Annotated in this window: 13 protein-coding genes and 1 pseudogene; 12 read left to right on the top strand and 2 right to left on the bottom strand. The window is 73.5% G+C overall.

The window, feature by feature from the left end:
- Positions 1–82 precede the first annotated feature (82 nt).
- From ACIRVK_RS24230 to ACIRVK_RS24220, 3 genes are all read left to right on the top strand, one after another.
- Positions 83–2,479: an MFS transporter gene (locus tag ACIRVK_RS24230; protein ID WP_404250329.1), complete on the top strand. Its 2,397-nt coding sequence runs from the start codon at positions 83–85 to the stop codon at positions 2,477–2,479.
- A gap of 143 nt (positions 2,480–2,622) precedes the next feature.
- Entirely contained in the window at positions 2,623–5,145 is a 2,523-nt protein-coding gene (locus ACIRVK_RS24225) for a SpoIIE family protein phosphatase (RefSeq protein WP_404250327.1), read from the top strand.
- 163 nt (positions 5,146–5,308) lie between these two features.
- On the top strand, positions 5,309–6,034 hold the full coding sequence (locus ACIRVK_RS24220; protein WP_404250325.1) for a class I SAM-dependent methyltransferase: 726 nt from the start codon (positions 5,309–5,311) through the stop codon (positions 6,032–6,034).
- Here ACIRVK_RS24220 and ACIRVK_RS24215 read toward each other — a convergent pair.
- Positions 5,991–6,164 carry a hypothetical protein gene (locus tag ACIRVK_RS24215; protein WP_404250323.1) on the bottom strand — a complete coding sequence of 58 codons (174 nt, stop codon included), beginning with the start codon at positions 6,162–6,164 and terminating at the stop codon, positions 5,991–5,993. The two genes, ACIRVK_RS24220 and ACIRVK_RS24215, sit on opposite strands and share 44 nt — an antisense overlap.
- A gap of 20 nt (positions 6,165–6,184) precedes the next feature.
- Between ACIRVK_RS24215 and ACIRVK_RS24210 the strand changes: the two are divergent.
- The 7 genes and pseudogenes from ACIRVK_RS24210 to ACIRVK_RS24180 all read left to right on the top strand — a co-directional run.
- Positions 6,185–6,322 (top strand): annotated as a pseudogene (locus ACIRVK_RS24210) (dienelactone hydrolase family protein); the annotation flags it as partial.
- 86 nt (positions 6,323–6,408) lie between these two features.
- The gene (locus ACIRVK_RS24205) at positions 6,409–7,242 is read left to right on the top strand and encodes a M55 family metallopeptidase (RefSeq protein WP_404250321.1); all 834 of its coding nucleotides are present in this window, start codon (positions 6,409–6,411) and stop codon (positions 7,240–7,242) included.
- Complete coding sequence (locus ACIRVK_RS24200) at positions 7,235–8,539, top strand: M20/M25/M40 family metallo-hydrolase (protein ID WP_404250319.1); 1,305 nt, start codon at positions 7,235–7,237, stop codon at positions 8,537–8,539. The genes ACIRVK_RS24205 and ACIRVK_RS24200 overlap by 8 nt, the downstream gene beginning before the upstream one ends.
- An 18-nt stretch (positions 8,540–8,557) precedes the next feature.
- Entirely contained in the window at positions 8,558–10,510 is a 1,953-nt protein-coding gene (locus ACIRVK_RS24195) for an LpqB family beta-propeller domain-containing protein (protein WP_404250317.1), read from the top strand.
- Positions 10,507–11,436, top strand: a complete 930-nt coding sequence (locus ACIRVK_RS24190; RefSeq protein ID WP_404250315.1) for an LD-carboxypeptidase — start codon at positions 10,507–10,509, stop codon at positions 11,434–11,436. Before ACIRVK_RS24195 ends, ACIRVK_RS24190 begins: the two co-directional genes overlap by 4 nt.
- A 32-nt stretch (positions 11,437–11,468) precedes the next feature.
- A complete protein-coding gene (locus tag ACIRVK_RS24185) occupies positions 11,469–12,023 on the top strand; it encodes a GNAT family N-acetyltransferase (RefSeq protein WP_404250313.1) in 555 nt (184 codons plus the stop codon).
- A gap of 84 nt (positions 12,024–12,107) precedes the next feature.
- On the top strand, positions 12,108–14,036 hold the full coding sequence (locus tag ACIRVK_RS24180; protein ID WP_404250311.1) for a DUF5107 domain-containing protein: 1,929 nt from the start codon (positions 12,108–12,110) through the stop codon (positions 14,034–14,036).
- Between the two features lie 14 nt (positions 14,037–14,050).
- Here the strand turns inward: ACIRVK_RS24180 and ACIRVK_RS24175 are convergent, their stop codons facing one another.
- Positions 14,051–14,398 carry a VOC family protein gene (locus tag ACIRVK_RS24175; protein ID WP_404250309.1) on the bottom strand — a complete coding sequence of 116 codons (348 nt, stop codon included), beginning with the start codon at positions 14,396–14,398 and terminating at the stop codon, positions 14,051–14,053.
- A gap of 105 nt (positions 14,399–14,503) precedes the next feature.
- Between ACIRVK_RS24175 and ACIRVK_RS24170 the strand changes: the two genes are divergently transcribed.
- Both ACIRVK_RS24170 and ACIRVK_RS24165 read left to right on the top strand, forming a co-directional pair.
- The gene (locus ACIRVK_RS24170) at positions 14,504–15,049 is read left to right on the top strand and encodes a phage holin family protein (RefSeq protein ID WP_404250307.1); all 546 of its coding nucleotides are present in this window, start codon (positions 14,504–14,506) and stop codon (positions 15,047–15,049) included.
- 6 nt (positions 15,050–15,055) lie between these two features.
- Positions 15,056–16,096 carry an SDR family oxidoreductase gene (locus ACIRVK_RS24165; protein WP_404250305.1) on the top strand — a complete coding sequence of 347 codons (1,041 nt, stop codon included), beginning with the start codon at positions 15,056–15,058 and terminating at the stop codon, positions 16,094–16,096.
- Positions 16,097–16,245 lie beyond the last annotated feature (149 nt).

The following is a 16,245-nucleotide window of genomic DNA, read 5'->3' as shown; positions in this document are numbered from 1 at the left end:
GTCCGCCGTAACCCGTCGTGCTTGCCCGCGGTTGTCGCCTGTGGCGGGAACGGCGTGGCAGGTGCGACGAGGGGAGCGGTGCGTGGGCGGGTCGACTCCGGTGATGGACGGACCGGCCGTGGCGCCGGCGCACACCACGGCCACCGTGCCGGTCACGGCGGACGCGCTCAGCCCGCGCCGCGTGCGGCTGGTCTTCCTCGGGCTGCTGCTCGCGCTGCTGCTCGCCGCGCTGGAGCAGATGATCGTCGCCACCGCGCTGCCCCGGATCGTCGGCGAGCTGCACGGACTCGACCGGATGTCCTGGGCGATCACCGCCTACCTGCTCACGGCCACCGTCGGACTGCCCGTCTACGGCAAGCTCGGCGACCTGCTCGGCCGCAAGGGCGTCTTCCAGTTCGCCATCGTCGTCTTCGTGATCGGCGCCGCGCTCGCCGGCCGGGCGCACAGCATGGACCAGCTGATCGCCTTCCGCGCCGTCCAGGGCGTCGGCGCGGGCGGGCTCATGATCGGCGTGCAGGCGATCATCGCGGACATCGTGCCGCCCCGGCGACGCGGCCGCTTCATGGGCCTGATCGGCGCCGCCTTCGGCCTCGCCTCCGTCGCCGGGCCCCTGCTGGGCGGCTACTTCACGGACCACCTCTCGTGGCGGTGGTGCTTCTACTTCAACGTCCCCTTCGGGCTCGTCACCCTGGCCGTCGTCACCGTCGTCCTGAAGCTCCCGAAACCGCGGACCAGACCGCGACTCGACGTCCCCGGCGCGCTGTTGCTCGCCGCCGCCTCCACCTGCCTGGTCCTGCTGACCAGTTGGGGCGGCACCGAGTACGCGTGGCACTCGCGCGTGATCCTCGGGCTCGGCGCCGGTGCCGTCGTCGCCACCGTGCTCTTCCTCCTCGCCGAGCACGTCGCCGCCGAACCCCTCATCCCGCTGCGGCTGTTCCGTGACCCCGTCTTCAACGTCACCGGCCTCGTCGGGTTGGTGATCGGCGTCGCCCTCTTCGGGGCCGCGAGCTATCTGCCGACCTTCCTGCAGATGGTGGACGGGGCCAGTGCCACCGAGTCCGGGCTGCTGATGCTGCCCATGATGGCCGGGATCGTCGGCGCCTCGATCGTCTCCGGGCAGCTCATCAGCCACACCGGGCGCTACAAGATCTACCCCGTCCTCGGCAGCGCCGTCTCCGCCGTCGGCATGTGGCTGCTGTCCCGCCTCCAGGTGGACACGCCGCGGCTGCAGTACAGCGTGTGGATGGCCGTCCTCGGTGCCGGCATCGGCATGGTGATGCCGGTCCTGATCCTCGCCGTGCAGAACTCCGTGCGCCCGGCCGACCTCGGCACCGCCACCAGCGCCAACAACTACTTCCGGCAGATCGGCGGCAGCGTCGGCGCCGCGGTCTTCGGCACCCTCTTCTCCGACCGGCTCTCCCACGCTCTCGCGAAACGGCTGCCCCCGCGCGCGGGCGCCCGCCTCCGCGACCCCGAGGCCGTCACCCCGCAGCTCGTCCACGCCCTGCCCGCACCCCTGCGCGACGGCTACGTCCGGGCCTACGCCGACGCGATGCCCCGGATCTTCCTCTACCTCGTGCCGGTGCTCGCCCTCGGCGTGCTGATCGCCTTCTTCCTCAAGGAGACCCCCTTGTCGAACACCGGAGCGTCCCACGACGGCGCAGGAACGGAGGCGGAGACCGTGAACCCGTCGATCCCGCAGGCCCGTTCGGCGCACGCCGCCTCGATCCCCGTCTGCGGCACGGTGCAGCATCCCGACGGCACCGTGGTACCGCGTGCCGCGCTCACCCTCATCGACGTGGCCGGACAGCAGATCGGGCGGGGCGCGAGCGGCGAGGACGGGCGGTACGCGCTCGCCACACCGGGGCCGGGCCCGTACATGCTGATCGCCGCGGCCGGCGGCCACCGGCCGCAGGCCGTCTCCGTCACCGTCGGCGAGCGTTCCGTCGAGCTGGACATCGTCCTGGGCGGCGCCGGACGCCTCACCGGCACCGTGCGCACCGCGGACGGCACCGGCGTCCGGGACGCCACCGTCACCCTCACCAATGTGCACGGCGAGGTCGTCGCCACCACCCGCACATCCCGCGAGGGCGGTTATGTCATCGGTGAGCTGGTCGCCGGCGAGTACACCCTCGCCGCCGGGGCGCCCGCGTTCCGCCCGGCCGCGCTCCCCGTCACCGTCCAGGCCGCCCGGCAGACTTGCCAGGACGTCGAACTCGCGGGCGGCGCCGTGCTGCGGGGCACCGTGCGGGCGGGGGGCGGGCGGGCGGTGGAGGACGCGCGGGTGACGCTGCTCGACGCGGCGGGCAATGTCGTGGACACGCTCACCACCGGCCCGGACGGATCGTTCCGGTTCGTGGACCTGTCCTCCGGCGAGTACACCGTCATCGCCGCGGGCTACCCGCCCGTCGCCACGGTGCTCCAGCTGGCCGGAGGCGGGCGGACCGACCGGGACCTGCAGCTGGGGCACGAGGACTGACCGGGACCCGGCGTGCGCCCCCGCGCGCGGGGGCGGTACGCGGGAGACCAATTCCCGTGTTGCCGCACATCACCACCTGGCGGCGCCGTACGGTGGACGAGGCGGCAGATCTTGCGGAGCCGTGGGGAGAGAGGGCCTGCGCCATGGAAAGTGGCAGCGACCGTGGCACCGAGAGGGGCATGCCTCCCGGCCGCGACGCCGGGACCGGCGCGCTCGCCGGGCACGTCCCGGCCGGCCGCGTCCCGCTGGCCGTGGTCGTGGTCGACCGCTATGGCCTGGTGTCCCACTGGAGCACGGGGGCGCGCCGGCTGTTCGGTGTCCCCAAGGACGACGCGATCGGCCGCCCGGCCCTCGACCTGCTGCCCGTCTCGGGAGCGCTGCCCGAGGCGGACGACGGCCCGCCGTACGACGCGTTCACGGCCTACGACGGACTCGGCCCCGACCTCGAGTCGTCCCTCGACGGCGGGCTCTCCTACTCCGCCGCGGGCCGCGCCCGCCTCACCGTCCCCGAGCACGGCGGGAGCGGGACCCCGGAGGCCGAAGGGTGCGGGAGGGACCGCGTCGACGTCCTGTGGTGGGCGTATCCCCTGGTGGGGCCGGGGCACGAGCGGCTGCTCGTCCTCGCCGCCGACACCGCGGGCCTGCGCCAGGACGACGGCAACGACGGCCCCGGCGATCTGGCGTTCGAGCGGATCGCCCCCGGCTTCGCCCTGCACACCGACTTCCCCGGCGCCGAGGAACTGGCCCGCAGACTGCCCGAGATCCTGCCCAGCATGAGCGTCGACGAAAGCGCCCGCATCGTCTCGCAGGTGCTCGAACTCGGTTACCCGGTTCTGGAGTTCAGCCAGAACGACCGGGTGCCCGTGACCCCAGACTGGGGTGTGCCCCGGCGCGCCGAGCGCAGGGCGCGCCGCGAGCGGGCCGCGCAGGCGGCGGCCGAGGGCCTGCCGGTGCCGCAGGAACTCGTCGACGAGGGCGAGGACCTGGAGTACGCGGCCGTACGCGAGCACCTGGAGTTCCTCAACGAGGTCAGCGGACGCATCGGCACCTCCCTCGACCTGTCACGGACCATCATCGAGGTCAGCAGGGCCGTCGTCCCGCGCTTCACCGACGTCGCCGGCACCTACCTGCGCGAACAGGTCGTCGCGGGCGAGGGCTTCCCCGAGGGCGTGCCCGACACGACCACCATGTGGCACCGGGTGGCCGTCGAGCACACCGACGAACCGGGTCGCTGGGACGACGTCGTCCCGGTCGGCGAGGCCATGCCGTTCCCCGCCCACACGCCGTTCTTCCAGTGCATGACCACCGGCGAGCCCGTCCTGGTGCCGCGCATCAGCGAGGAGATGGGCCACGCCATCGCCTCCCAGTTCGAGAAGCGCGACATCCGGCCGCTGATCAACAACCGCTCCATGCTGGTCGTACCGCTGAAGGCACGCAACGTCGTCCTGGGCTTCATGATCCTGCTGCGCCACCCGGAGCGCGCCGAGTTCAACGACATGGACCGGGTCACCGGCGCCGAACTCGCCGCCCGCGCGGGCCTCGTCCTCGACAACGCACGGATGTACACCCACCAGGAGAGCGTCGCCGAGACCCTCCAGGACAGCATGCTGCCGCACATCCCGCCGCGCATGGCGGGCTGCGACATCGCCACCCGCTACCTCCCCGGCACCCTTCTGGGACGCGTCGGCGGCGACTGGTTCGACTCCGTGAAGCTGCCGGGCGCCCGGACCGCGCTGGTGGTCGGCGACGTCATGGGCCACGGTCTCAACTCGGCCGCCATGATGGGCCAGCTGCGGACCGCCGTACAGACCATGGCCGCCCTCGACCTGCCGCCCGCGCAGTTGCTGCGCAACCTGGACGACCTCGCCCAGCGTCTCGGCGACACCTACCTCGCGACCTGCCTGTACGTCGTCTACGACCCGATCGCGGGTGAGCTGCACATCGCCAACGCGGGCCACATCCCGCCCGTGCTGGTGCGCGCCTGGGACGGCCGCAGCGAACTGCTCGACCTGCCGACCGGCGCGCCCATCGGGGTCGGCGGAGTGCCCTTCGAGGCGGTACGCGTGCGCGTGGCGCCCGGCGACCGGCTCGTGATGTGCACCGACGGACTGGTCGAGGTGCGCGGCGAGGACATCGGCGTGGGCCTGGCCACGCTCAGCGAGTCCGCCGCCCACCCGGCCGCCTCCATGGACGACGCCTGCGACGCGATCATCCGTGCCCTCAACACCCACGGTGGCCGCAAGGACGACGTCGCCCTGCTGATGGCACGGCTCAACGGCATCGACGAGGACGACGTCGCCGAGTGGCGCTTCGCCCTCGACCCGGCCGAGGTGGCCCGCGCGCGTGCCGTGGTCCGCGAGCGACTGCACGAGTGGGGCCTCGTCAAACTCGTCGACAACGCCGAGCTGATGGTCAGTGAGCTGGTCACCAACGCCCTACGGCACTCCCACAGCAGCCCGGTCGAACTACGGCTGGTGCGGGGCGACACCCTGCTGTGCGAGGTGGACGACGACGACCACGAGCTGCCCAACCTGCTGAGCGCCGAGCCCACCGACACGCTCGGGCGCGGACTGCGGGTGGTCAGCACCCTCGCCCGGGAGTGGGGCACCAGCCGGACCAAGGCCGGCAAGACCGTCTGGTTCGAGCTCGGGCTGCCGCGGCGCTGACGTCCGTGCCCGGCACCGGGGCGCACGAGGCGCGCGGGGGCGTACGCGTATCGAATGCGGCGTGAAGGTATGCGCCACGCGCTTGTAGCGGTGATCCGGGCGCGATAGACCGTACTGGCCCGTCACTTGAGGCGGTTCGGCGTCGCACCCTGGGGAGTACGGCATGAGCGTGACCACTCGGTACCGGGAGGCCTGGGAGGGCTTCTGGCGTGAGGCCCCCGACGAACAGGGGGCCGTGTTCTGGGACGCGGAACCGGCGCTGACCGCCGGTGTCCACGTGGACCTGTTCGCACCGCACCTGGCCGATCCCGGCCTGGTGCTGCTGGACCTCGGTTGCGGCAACGGCACCCAGACCCGGTTCCTCGCGGGGCGCTTCCCGCGCGTCGTCGGCGCCGACCTGTCCGAGGCGGCCGTCGAGCACGCCCGGCACGCCGACCCGGCCGGACAGGCGACCTACCGGGTGCTCGACGCCGTCGAGAAGAGCGAGACCGAGGCGCTGCACGCCGAACTCGGCGACGCCAACGTCTACATACGCGGCGTCCTGCACCAGGCCGAACCGGAGGACCGGCAGCCCATGGTGGACGGCATCGCCACGCTCCTCGGCGACCGGGGCCGTTTGTTCCTCCTCGAACTCTCCGAGGAGGCCAAGCCCGTGCTGCTGGGCCTCGCACAGAGCCCGTCCGGGCCGCCGCCCAAGCTGGCACCGGTCTTCCGGCACGGCATAGCGCCGGGCGAGGTCGCCGACGACGCGGTGCCTCAGTACCTGCGCGCGGCCGGCCTCGCCGTCCTGGCCGCCGGGCGGCTCCCCCTGACCACCACGGAGTCCGCGTCCGACGGCACCCGGATCACTCTGCCGTCGACGTGGGTGGTGGCGGGCCGGACGAGCTGACCGCGGGGAGCGCCGGCTCCGGCGCCGCGAAGGCCTCGACCAGCAGGGTCACCAGGTCGAGTTCGCCGTCCGAGGCCGGCCGGTGGTCCAGGGCGACGTTCAGACAGCCGAGGACGGCGGCCGCCCGCACCGCGCGGGGGAGGGCCGGCCGCCGCCGCGGCCGGCTTCCACGGCGTCCAGCTCGCCACCGACGCTCCCGACAGCCCCCAGCTGCTGGCCGACCGGATCAGTGCCGAGCTCTCCTTCGGCCACGCCGACCAGGACAGCACCATCCCCGCCGAACAGATCGGCGACGGCACTGCTGGACCAGTTCGACCGGGCGCTGCGACCGGGTTCATAGCCTCGCCGTCACCCGGCAAGTAACGTGGCTCCCCATGAAGATCCTGATCAGCGCCGACATGGAGGGTGCCACGGGGGTGACCTGGCCCGCCGACGTGCTGCCCGGCACGCCGCAGTGGGAGCGGTGCCGCTCGCTGTTCACCTCGGACGTCGACGCGGCCGTGCGGGGGTTCTTCGACGGCGGGGCGGACGAGGTCCTCGTCAACGAGGCCCACTGGACCATGCGCAACCTGCTCCTCGAGCAGTTGGACGAGCGGACCGAGATGCTCACCGGGCGGCACAAGGCGCTGTCCATGGTCGAGGGCGTGCAGCACGGGGACGTGGACGGCATCGCCTTCGTCGGCTACCACGCCGGCGCCGGGATGGAGGGCGTGCTCGCGCACACCTACCTCGCGAACTCCATCACCGGTGTCTGGCTGAACGACGTACGGGCGAGCGAGGGTCTGCTCAACGCGCGGGTCGTCGCCGAGTTCGGGGTGCCCGTCGTCCTCGTCACGGGCGACGACGTGGCCTGCGAGGACGCCCTCGGGTACGCGCCCGAGGCGTTGAAGGTCGCCGTCAAGGACCATGTCTCGCGGTACGCGGCCGTGTGCCGCACACCGTCCCGCACCGCCGCCGACATCCGGGCCGCGGCCAAGGAGGCCGCGCGGCTGGCGGTCCGTCAGGAACCGGTGCAGGCAGGTCCGTTCACCGTCGCCGTCGAGTTCGACGCCGAGCACCTGGCGATGGCCGCCACCGTCGTGCCGGGCGTCGACCGGATCGGCGAGCGGAGGGTCGCGTACACCGAGGAGACCATGTACCGGGGCATCCGTACCTTCAAGGCGGTCACCACGATCGTCGCGGCCGCGGTGGAGGAGCAGTATGGCTGACGAGCGGGCACTGGACGAGGTCGTGCGGTTCACCTCCGACCTCATCCGGATCGACACCACCAACAAGGGCGGCGGGGACTGCCGGGAGCGGCCCGCCGCCGAGTACGCGGCCGAGCAGCTCGCGGGGGCGGGCCTTGAGCCGGTCCTGCTGGAGCGGACCGAGGGGCGCACCAACGTCGTGGCCCGTATCGAGGGCACCGACCCGTCGGCGGACGCGCTGCTCCTGCACGGCCATCTGGACGTCGTACCCGCCCGGGCCGAGGACTGGAGCGTGCATCCCTTCTCGGGCGAGGTCCGCGACGGCGTCGTGTGGGGGCGCGGTGCCGTCGACATGAAGAACATGGACGCGATGATCCTCGCCATCGTACGGAGCTGGGCGCGGGAAGGCGTCCGGCCCCGGCGGGACGTCGTCGTCGCGTTCACCGCCGACGAGGAGGACAGCGCCCGCGACGGCTCCGGGTTCCTCGCCGACGAGCACCCCGAGCTGTTCGAGGGCTGCACCGAAGGCGTCAGCGAGTCGGGCGCGTTCACCTTCCACGACGGCGGCGGGTTGCAGATCTACCCCATCGCGGCCGGTGAGCGCGGCACGGGCTGGCTGCGGCTCACCGCCCGCGGCCGCGCCGGGCACGGGTCCAAGGTGAACCGGGACAACGCCGTCACCCGCCTCGCCGCCGCCGTCACCCGCATCGGCGAGTACGAGTGGCCGCTGCGGCTCACCCCGACCGTCCGCGCCGCCCTCACCGAACTCGCCGCGCTGTACGGCATCGAGGACGGCCTCGGTGACGTGGACCGGCTGCTGGAGAAGCTCGGACCGGCCGCCAAGCTGGTCGAGGCGACCGTCCGCAACAGCGCCAACCCGACCATGCTGGACGCCGGTTACAAGGTCAACGTCATTCCCGGGGAGGCCGTCGCGTACATCGACGGGCGGTGTCTTTTCGGCGCCGAGGACGAGTTCCGCGCCACCCTGGACCGGCTCACCGGGCCCGACGTGGACTGGGAGTTCCACCATCGCGAGGTCGCCCTCCAGGCGCCGCTCGACTCGCCGACGTACGCGAGGATGCGGGCCGCCGTCGAGGAGTTCGCGCCCGAGGGACATGTGGTGCCGTACTGCATGTCGGGCGGCACCGACGCCAAGCAGTTCTCCCGGCTCGGCATCACCGGCTACGGGTTCACCCCACTGCGGCTTCCCGAGGGGTACGACTACCAGGCCATGTTCCACGGCGTCGACGAGCGCGTCCCCGTCGAGGCACTGCACTTCGGCGTCCGGGTACTCGACCGGTTCCTGCGGACGGCGTGATCCGAGTTGGGGGAGAACGTGCACACCCTGCCCTACGGCTCCTGGCCCTCGCCCATCGACGCGGCCCTGGCCGCCGCGCACGACGGGCACCCCGAGTACGTCGGCTTCGTCGGCGACGAGGCGTGGTGGACCGAGCCGAGACCCACCGAGGGCGGCCGGCGCACCCTCGTGCGGCGGCACGTCGACGGCCGGGAGGAGTCGGTGCTGCCCGCTCCCTGGAACGTCCGCAGCCGGGTCATCGAGTACGGCGGCCACCCCTGGTCCGGCACGACCGTGGACGGCCGGCCCCTCGTGGTCTTCGTCGACTTCGCCGACCAGCGCCTCTACCGCTACGAACCCGGCACCGAACCCGTCCCCTTGACGCCCGTCTCCCTCGTCGGCGGCGGACTGCGGTGGACGGAGCCGCAGTTGCTGCCCGAACGCGGTGAAGTGTGGTGCGTGCTGGAGGAGTTCACCGGTGACGGACCCACCGACGTGCGCCGCGTACCGGCGGCCGTACCGCTGGACGGCTCGGCCGCCCAGGACCGGGACGCGGTACGCGAACTCACCGGCGAACGGCACCGGTTCGTCACCGGCCCCCGGCTCTCGCCCGACGGCCGCAGCGCCGCCTGGCTCGCCTGGGACCACCCCCGGATGCCCTGGGACGGCACCGAACTGGTCCTCGCCGGGGTGGCCGAGGACGGCACCCTGAAGGAACCGCGGACCGTCGCCGGCGGCCCCGAGGAGTCCATCGCCCAGGTCGACTGGGCGGCCGACGGCTCCCTGCTGTACGCCAGTGACCGCACCGGCTGGTGGAACCTCTACCGCGACGGCGTCCCCCTGTGCCCCCGCGAGGAGGAGTTCGCGGGACCGCTGTGGCGGCTCGGCCTCCGCTGGTTCGCCCCGCTGGAGAGCGGACTGGTCGCCGTCGTGCACGGCCGGGGCGCCGGCGTGCTCGGCATCCTGGACCCGGAGACCGGCGAGGTCGTCGACGCGGCCGGTCCCTGGACCGAGTTCGCGCCCACGCTCGCGGTGCACGGCGAACAGGTCGTCGCCGTCGGGGCCAGCCCGCGCACCGGGTACGAGGTGGTGGAGCTGAACACCGCCACCGGCCGGGCCCGGGTGATCGGCGCCGAGCACCAGGACGCCGTCGACCCGGCGTACTACCCCGAACCGCAGATCCGCACCTTCGCCGGACCCGACGGACGCGACATCCACGCCCACATCTACCCGCCCCACAACCCGGGCTGCGTCCCGCCCGGCGGCGAGCTGCCGCCGTACGTCGTGTGGGCCCACGGCGGACCGACCAGCAGGGCGCCGCTCGTCCTCGACCTGGAGATCGCCTACTTCACCTCCCGGGGCATCGGCGTCGCCGAGGTCGACTACGGCGGCTCGACCGGGCACGGGCGCGCCTACCGGGAGCGGCTGCGCGAGCAGTGGGGCGTGGTCGACGTCGAGGACTGCGCGGCCGTGGCGCTCGCCCTCGCTGACGAGGGCACCGCCGACCGCGACCGGCTCGCCGTCCGGGGCGGCAGCGCGGGCGGCTGGACCACGGCCGCCTCGCTCACCCAGACCGACGTGTACGCCTGCGGCACGATCATGTACCCGATCCTCGACCTCGCCTCCTGGGCCGAGGGGGAGACCCACGACTTCGAGTCGCGGTACCTGGAGACCCTGGTCGGACCGCTCGCCGAGGTGCCCGCACGGTACGCCGAGCGGTCGCCCACCGAGCACGCCGACCGGATCACCGTGCCGTTCCTGCTGCTCCAGGGCCTGGACGACGTGATCTGCCCGCCGATCCAGTGCGAACGGTTCCTGGAGCGGCTGCGCGGACGGCGGGTACCGCACGCCTACCTCACCTTCGAGGGGGAGGGGCACGGGTTCCGCCGGGCGGATACCATGATCCGCGTCCTGGAGTCCGAACTCTCCCTGTACGCACAGGCCTTCGGACTCGATCCGCGCGGTGTGCCGACCCTGGAGCTGTCCGAGTGAGCGAGCAGACACTGGTGCGCCCTCGCCGGCTCGCCCCCGGCGCCCGGGTCGCGGTCGTGGCGCCCAGCGGGCCGGTGCCCGAGGAGCGCGTGCAGGCGGGGCTCGACATCCTGCGCGGCTGGGACCTCGACCCGGTCGTGGCGCCCCATGCGCTGGACCGGCACGGTGAGCTGGGCTACCTCGCCGGCACGGACGCCGACCGGGCCGCCGACCTGCAGGCCGCCTGGTGCGACCCGTCGGTCGACGCCGTGCTGTGCGCGCGGGGCGGGTACGGGGCGCAGCGGATGGTCGACCTGCTCGACTGGGAGGCGCTGCGGGCCGCCGGACCGAAGGTGCTCGTCGGCTTCAGCGACACCACCGTGCTGCACCAGGCCTTCGCCACGCGGCTCGGCCTGGTCACGCTGTACGGACCGGCCGCCGGCGGCGCCGACTTCATCAAGAACGCGCGGGCGCAGGACCACCTCAGAGCCACGCTCATGGCCCCCGAGACGGTCACCACCATCGTCTCCGGCGGCACCGTACTGGTGCCCGGCCGGGCCCGGGGCGTCACTCTCGGCGGCTGTCTCGCCCTGCTCGCCTCCGACCTCGGCACGCCCCACGCGCTGTCCGGAGCCGGGGGCGGACTGCTGATGCTCGAGGACGTCGGCGAACCGCCGTACCGCATCGACCGCATGCTCACCCAGCTGCTGCGCGTCGGCTGGCTCGACGGGGTCCGGGGGATCGCGCTCGGGTCCTGGGCGGAGTGCGGTCCCTACAGCGGGGTCCGCCCGGTGCTCGTCGACCGGCTCGGCGATCTCGGCGTCCCGGTGGTGGAGGAGTTCGGATTCGGCCACTGCGAAGGGGCGTTGACCGTCCCCTTCGGGGTGAGCGCCGAGCTCGACGCGGACGCGGGCACGCTGACGCTGGAAAAACCGGCGCTGAGCTGAGCCGCACGCCAGAAGGGCCCTAGGCTGGCGGGATGCCGCACGCTTCCCGCTACCTTGCCGAAGGCCCCCGCGTGGGGATACGTCACTTCACCCACGAGGACGGTGCCGAGTTCACCGCCCGCGCGCGGGAGAGCAAGGACCTGCACCACCCCTGGCTGTTCCCGCCGGACGCCGCCGACGCCTACACCGCCTACGCGGGCCGGCTGATCGAGGACCCGGCCAAGGCGGGGTTCCTGGTCTGTGAGAAGGACGGTGAGCAGGGCGCGGGGGCCATCGCCGGCTTCATCAACATCAACAACATCGTCGAGGGCGGCTTCCAGTGCGGTGCCCTCGGCTACGGCGCCTTCGCGCACGCGGCCGGGCGCGGGCTGATGCGGGAGGGCCTCGGCCTCGTCGTGGGGTACGCGTTCGGGCCGATGCGCCTGCACCGGCTGGAGATCAACGTCCAGCCCGGCAATGCCGGATCGATCGCGCTGGCCCGCAGCTGCGGGTTCCGCCTGGAGGGCTTCTCCCCGAAGATGATCTACATCGACGGTGCCTGGCGGGACCACGAGCGCTGGGCGGTCACCGCCGAGATGCGGGCCTGAGGCCGGTCTCCGGCGTGAAGCCGTCCGCCTTTGCGCAATCCTGACCGGTAGCTCCCCTGGCCGGTTCACCGGTCGGCCGCTTCCATGGTGATCGTGACGACGATCCGACGTGAGGTACTGACGTTGCCCGCAGCGGAACTCGGGCCGGACAACCCCCTGCCACCCCTGCGGCCGCCGCACGAGGTCCACCGCGTCGAGGACCGGGACCGGGACGACCTACCCAGGGACATGGCGCGGCAGGTCGGCTACGGGCCGCTCCGCAGCCTGCTGCCCGTCCGGGTTCGTGACGGTTACGGACGCTCGCGCGCACCCCGTGACATCGACACCCTCGTGATCGAGAACGACCGCCTGCGCGCCACCGTGCTGCCCGGCCTCGGCGGCCGGCTCGCGTCCCTGTTCCACAAGCCCACCGGGCGCGAACTCCTCTACCGCAACCCGGTGTTGCAGCCCGCCAACTTCGCCCTCAACGGCGCCTGGTTCTCCGGCGGCGTCGAGTGGAACATCGGCGCCACCGGCCACACCACGCTCTCCTGCGCCCCCTTGCACGCGGCCCGCGTCCCCGCCCCCGGCGGCGGCCCGATGCTCCGTCTGTGGGAGTGGGAACGCCTGCGCGACCTGCCCTTCCAGGTCGACCTCTGGCTCCCGGACGGCTCCGATTTCCTCCACGTCGGCGTCCGCATCCGCAATCCGCACGAGCGGCCCGTGCCGACGTACTGGTGGTCCAACATCGCCGTGCCCGAGGAACGCGACGTGCTCGTCCCGGCGCGGGAGGCCTGGCACTTCGGCCACGAGCGGCGCCTGCGCAAGGTGCCAGCACCCCCGTACGACCGGATCCGGCAGCACCCGCACGCGGCCGACTACTTCTACGACCTGCCCGACGGGCGCCGGCGCTGGATCGCCGCCCTCGACGAGGACGGGCACGGGCTGGTGCAGACGTCCACCGACCTGCTGCGCGGCCGCAAGCTCTTCGTCTGGGGCGCGGGCCCGGGAGGCCGGCGCTGGCAGCAGTGGCTGACCGAACCGGGGACCGGCGGCTACTGCGAGATCCAGGCCGGGCTCGCCCGCACCCAGTTGGAGCACGTGCGCCTGGACGCGGAGAGCGAGGTGTCCTGGCTGGAGGCGTACGGCCCGCTCAGCTCCCCGCCGTCCGCCGAGGAGGCCGAAGCACGCCTCGAGGCCGCGCTGCCGCGCGCCGACGTGGACGCCGCGTACGCCGCCTGGAAGACGCATGCCGACGCCGAGCCCGCCGAGATCCTCGCCGGCGGCTCCGGCTGGGGCGCGCTCGAAGTGCTGCGCGCCGACTGGAAGCTGCCCGGCACGCCCTTCGACGAGGACACGCTCGGCGCGGCCCAGGAACCGTGGCTGCGGCTGCTGCGCACCGGGTCCTTCCCGGAGCCGCGCCGGGTGCGGCCGCCCGGCGAGACGCTGGTCGCCCCGCACTGGCGGGACATGCTGGAGACCGCGCCGGCCAGCCCGCTCACCGAGTACCACCTGGGGGTGGCCCAGTGGCACGCCGGTGACCGGGCGCAGGCGGTGCGCAGTTGGGAACGGGCGCTCGAACTCGCCCCGTCGCTCTGGCCGTTGTTGCGCTGTCTCGCCGTCGCCGACCAGGAGAGCGGCCACCACGAGCGGGCCGCCGACCGGTACGCCGACGCCTTCGACGACCTGTGCCACGAGCGGCGTGACGACGGCGCGTCATGGACGGCCGCCACGGCCGCGCTGGGCCGCGAGGCGATCGAGGCGCTGCTCGCCGTGCGCCGTACCGCTCAAGCCCGTGCCGTGTGGGACCGGCTCCACCCCGGTACCCGGGCGCGTGGCCGGTTCCGGCTGATCGAGGCGCGGTTGCTGCTCGCCGAGGGGCGGGGCGAGGAGGCGCTGGACGTCTTCCGTGCCGGGTTCGAGGTCGCGGACCTGCGGGAGGGAGCGGACGACGTCGGCCGCCTCTGGGCGAGGCTGACCGACGAGCCGCTGCCGGCGCACTACGACTTCCGCATGCGGCCCCCGGAGGCCTGAACCGGCGGCCGGTCCTACGGGTTGCGGTCCGCGTACTCGTACACCGTGCCGTCCGGGTGCATCGCGATCAGGTTGCGGCCCCCCGGGGTCGCCACCGGCCCGGCGACGATGCGGGCGCCGAGCTCCGTGAGCACCCGGTGGGCCTCGGCGACGTCCTTGACTGCGATCGTCGCGGCGATGTTGCGCAGCACCTCCAGCTCCGCCTCGGGCCCGCTCATCAGCAGGAAGCAGCCGACGGCGGCCACCCGGACGCCGCCGCGCTCGAAACGGAGGGCCTCCTGTCCGGCGAGCCGTTCGTAGAAGGGGACCGCCCTGTCCAGGTCGTCGACGCAGATACGCAGCGTGGCTCCCAGAATGTCCATGGGAGGAAAGCCTAGTTGGGGGCCGCCGGACCAGGTGATCAGTTCCGGTGATCGCCGCGCCCGGCTGCGGCGTTACGCGCCGGTGACCGAGGGTACCCGGCCGCCATGGAAGGCTTGGATCATCTGGAGCATCTGGACAAGCACCTGGTCGACGAGCTGGCGCAGGTGGCACGCGAGACGGTGCGTGACGAACTGCGCGAACAGACTCGCAAGCAGCGCCGTACGGCCATGCTGTACGCCGCGTCCGGAGCCGTCGCCCTGTACGCGGGCGCGGCCCTCGCGCTCGCCGTCGGCCTGGCCCTGGCCATCGGGCTGCCCGACTGGGCCGCCGCGCTGATCACGGCCGGCATCCTCGGCGTCGTGGCCTACGTCCTGCGCGACATGGCCCACCCGTCCGGGGCCCGGCCGACGCCGGAGCGCGAGGCCGAACTGATGGCCGCCGGGCAGGGCGACCGTGCCTTCGGCGACAGCGCGCCCGTCACCCCGCAGACCGGGGCCGGCGCGCCCATACCGCCGATGCCGCCCGTCGCGCCGGGTGGCGCGGCCGGGGCGGCCGGCGCGCCCGTCGTGGGCGAACCGGGGACCGGCATGGGCTCCCCGGCGCCGCGACAGGACGACATCGACCCCGAGCAGCCGCACCACCGGGCGTGATGCGTCATGCGCAAACGATGGGGCGTGCCCGTGCCGGGAGACCGTAGGACCGTCGTCGTGACCGGGGCCAGCGGGGGCGTGGGACGGGCCACGGCCGTGGCCTTCGGCGCGCGGGGCGACCGGGTCGCCCTGCTGGCCCGGGGCCGCGAGGGCCTGGCCGCGGCGGCAGACGACGTGCAGCGCGCCGGTGGCGAGGCCCTGGTCGTGTCCGTGGACGTGGCCGATGCCAAGGCCGTCGACGACGCGGCCCAGCAGGTCGCCGACACGTTCGGGCACATCGACGTCTGGGTCAACAACGCTTTCACCGGGGTGTTCGCGCCGTTCACCGAGATCACGGCGGACGAGTTCCGCCGGGTGACCGAGGTGACGTACCTGGGATACGTGTTCGGCACGCGGGCCGCGCTGCGGCACATGCTGCCGCGGGACCGGGGCACGATCGTGCAGGTCGGCTCGGCGCTCGCCTACCGCGGGATTCCGCTGCAGTCGGCGTACTGCGGGGCCAAGCACGCCATCCAGGGGTTCAACGAGTCGCTGCGCTGCGAACTGCTGCACAGCGGCACCGGCGTCCGTACCACCATGGTGCAGATGCCCGGGCTCAACACCCCCCAGTTCGACTGGGTGTTGAACCGGATGCCGGGCAAGGCGCGGCCCGTGGCACCGGTGTACCAGCCGGAGGTGGCGGCTCGGGCGATCGTGCACGCGGCCTCGCACGCGCGGCGGCGGGAGTACTGGGTCGGCGGATCCACGGTGGCCACGCTGCTCGCCAACGCGGTGGCGCCCGGGATCCTGGACCGCTATCTGGCGCGGACCGGGTTCGACTCCCAGCAGGAGGACGGTCGGCACGGCGAGTTCGGCAACCTGTGGGCTCCCATGGACGGGGCGCACGGAAGGGACTTCGGGGCGCACGGGCGGTTCGACGACGAGGCGGTCGCCGACAGCCCGCAGGACTGGGTGTCCCGGAACCGGTCGCGGATGGGGGCGGGGCTGGTCGTCGCGGGACTGGGCGCCGCCGTGACCTCCGGACTGCGCCGCGCCCGGCAGAGCTGAAAAGGCGTTACAGCAGCGGGATCACAGGGTGGGGGGGGGGGGGGCCCCCCCCCCCCCCCCCCCCCCCCCCCCCCCCCCCCCCCCCCCCCCCCCCCCCCCCCCCGCCCCCCCCCCCCCCCCCCCCGGGGCGGGGGCCCCCCCCCCCCCAC

Origin of the sequence: Streptomyces sp. NPDC101152, from assembly GCF_044768275.1 — a bacterium.
Lineage (GTDB): Bacteria > Actinomycetota > Actinomycetes > Streptomycetales > Streptomycetaceae > Streptomyces.
Note: the sequence above shows the minus strand (reverse complement) of the source record. Positions and strands in the feature narration are given on the sequence as shown.

Bases quoted from the DNA above. Each gene is read 5' to 3' on its own strand.
- ACIRVK_RS24225 (WP_404250327.1), top strand. From the start codon at position 2,623: ATGGAAAGTGGCAGCGACCGTGGCACCGAGAGGGGCATGCCTCCCGGC.
- ACIRVK_RS24220 (WP_404250325.1), top strand. From the start codon at position 5,309: ATGAGCGTGACCACTCGGTACCGGGAGGCCTGGGAGGGCTTCTGGCGT.
- ACIRVK_RS24205 (WP_404250321.1), top strand. From the start codon at position 6,409: ATGAAGATCCTGATCAGCGCCGACATGGAGGGTGCCACGGGGGTGACC.
- ACIRVK_RS24200 (WP_404250319.1), top strand. From the start codon at position 7,235: ATGGCTGACGAGCGGGCACTGGACGAGGTCGTGCGGTTCACCTCCGAC.
- ACIRVK_RS24185 (WP_404250313.1), top strand. From the start codon at position 11,469: ATGCCGCACGCTTCCCGCTACCTTGCCGAAGGCCCCCGCGTGGGGATA.
- ACIRVK_RS24180 (WP_404250311.1), top strand. From the start codon at position 12,108: ATGGTGATCGTGACGACGATCCGACGTGAGGTACTGACGTTGCCCGCA.
- ACIRVK_RS24175 (WP_404250309.1), bottom strand. From the start codon at position 14,398: ATGGACATTCTGGGAGCCACGCTGCGTATCTGCGTCGACGACCTGGAC.
- ACIRVK_RS24170 (WP_404250307.1), top strand. From the start codon at position 14,504: ATGGAAGGCTTGGATCATCTGGAGCATCTGGACAAGCACCTGGTCGAC.
- ACIRVK_RS24165 (WP_404250305.1), top strand. From the start codon at position 15,056: ATGCGCAAACGATGGGGCGTGCCCGTGCCGGGAGACCGTAGGACCGTC.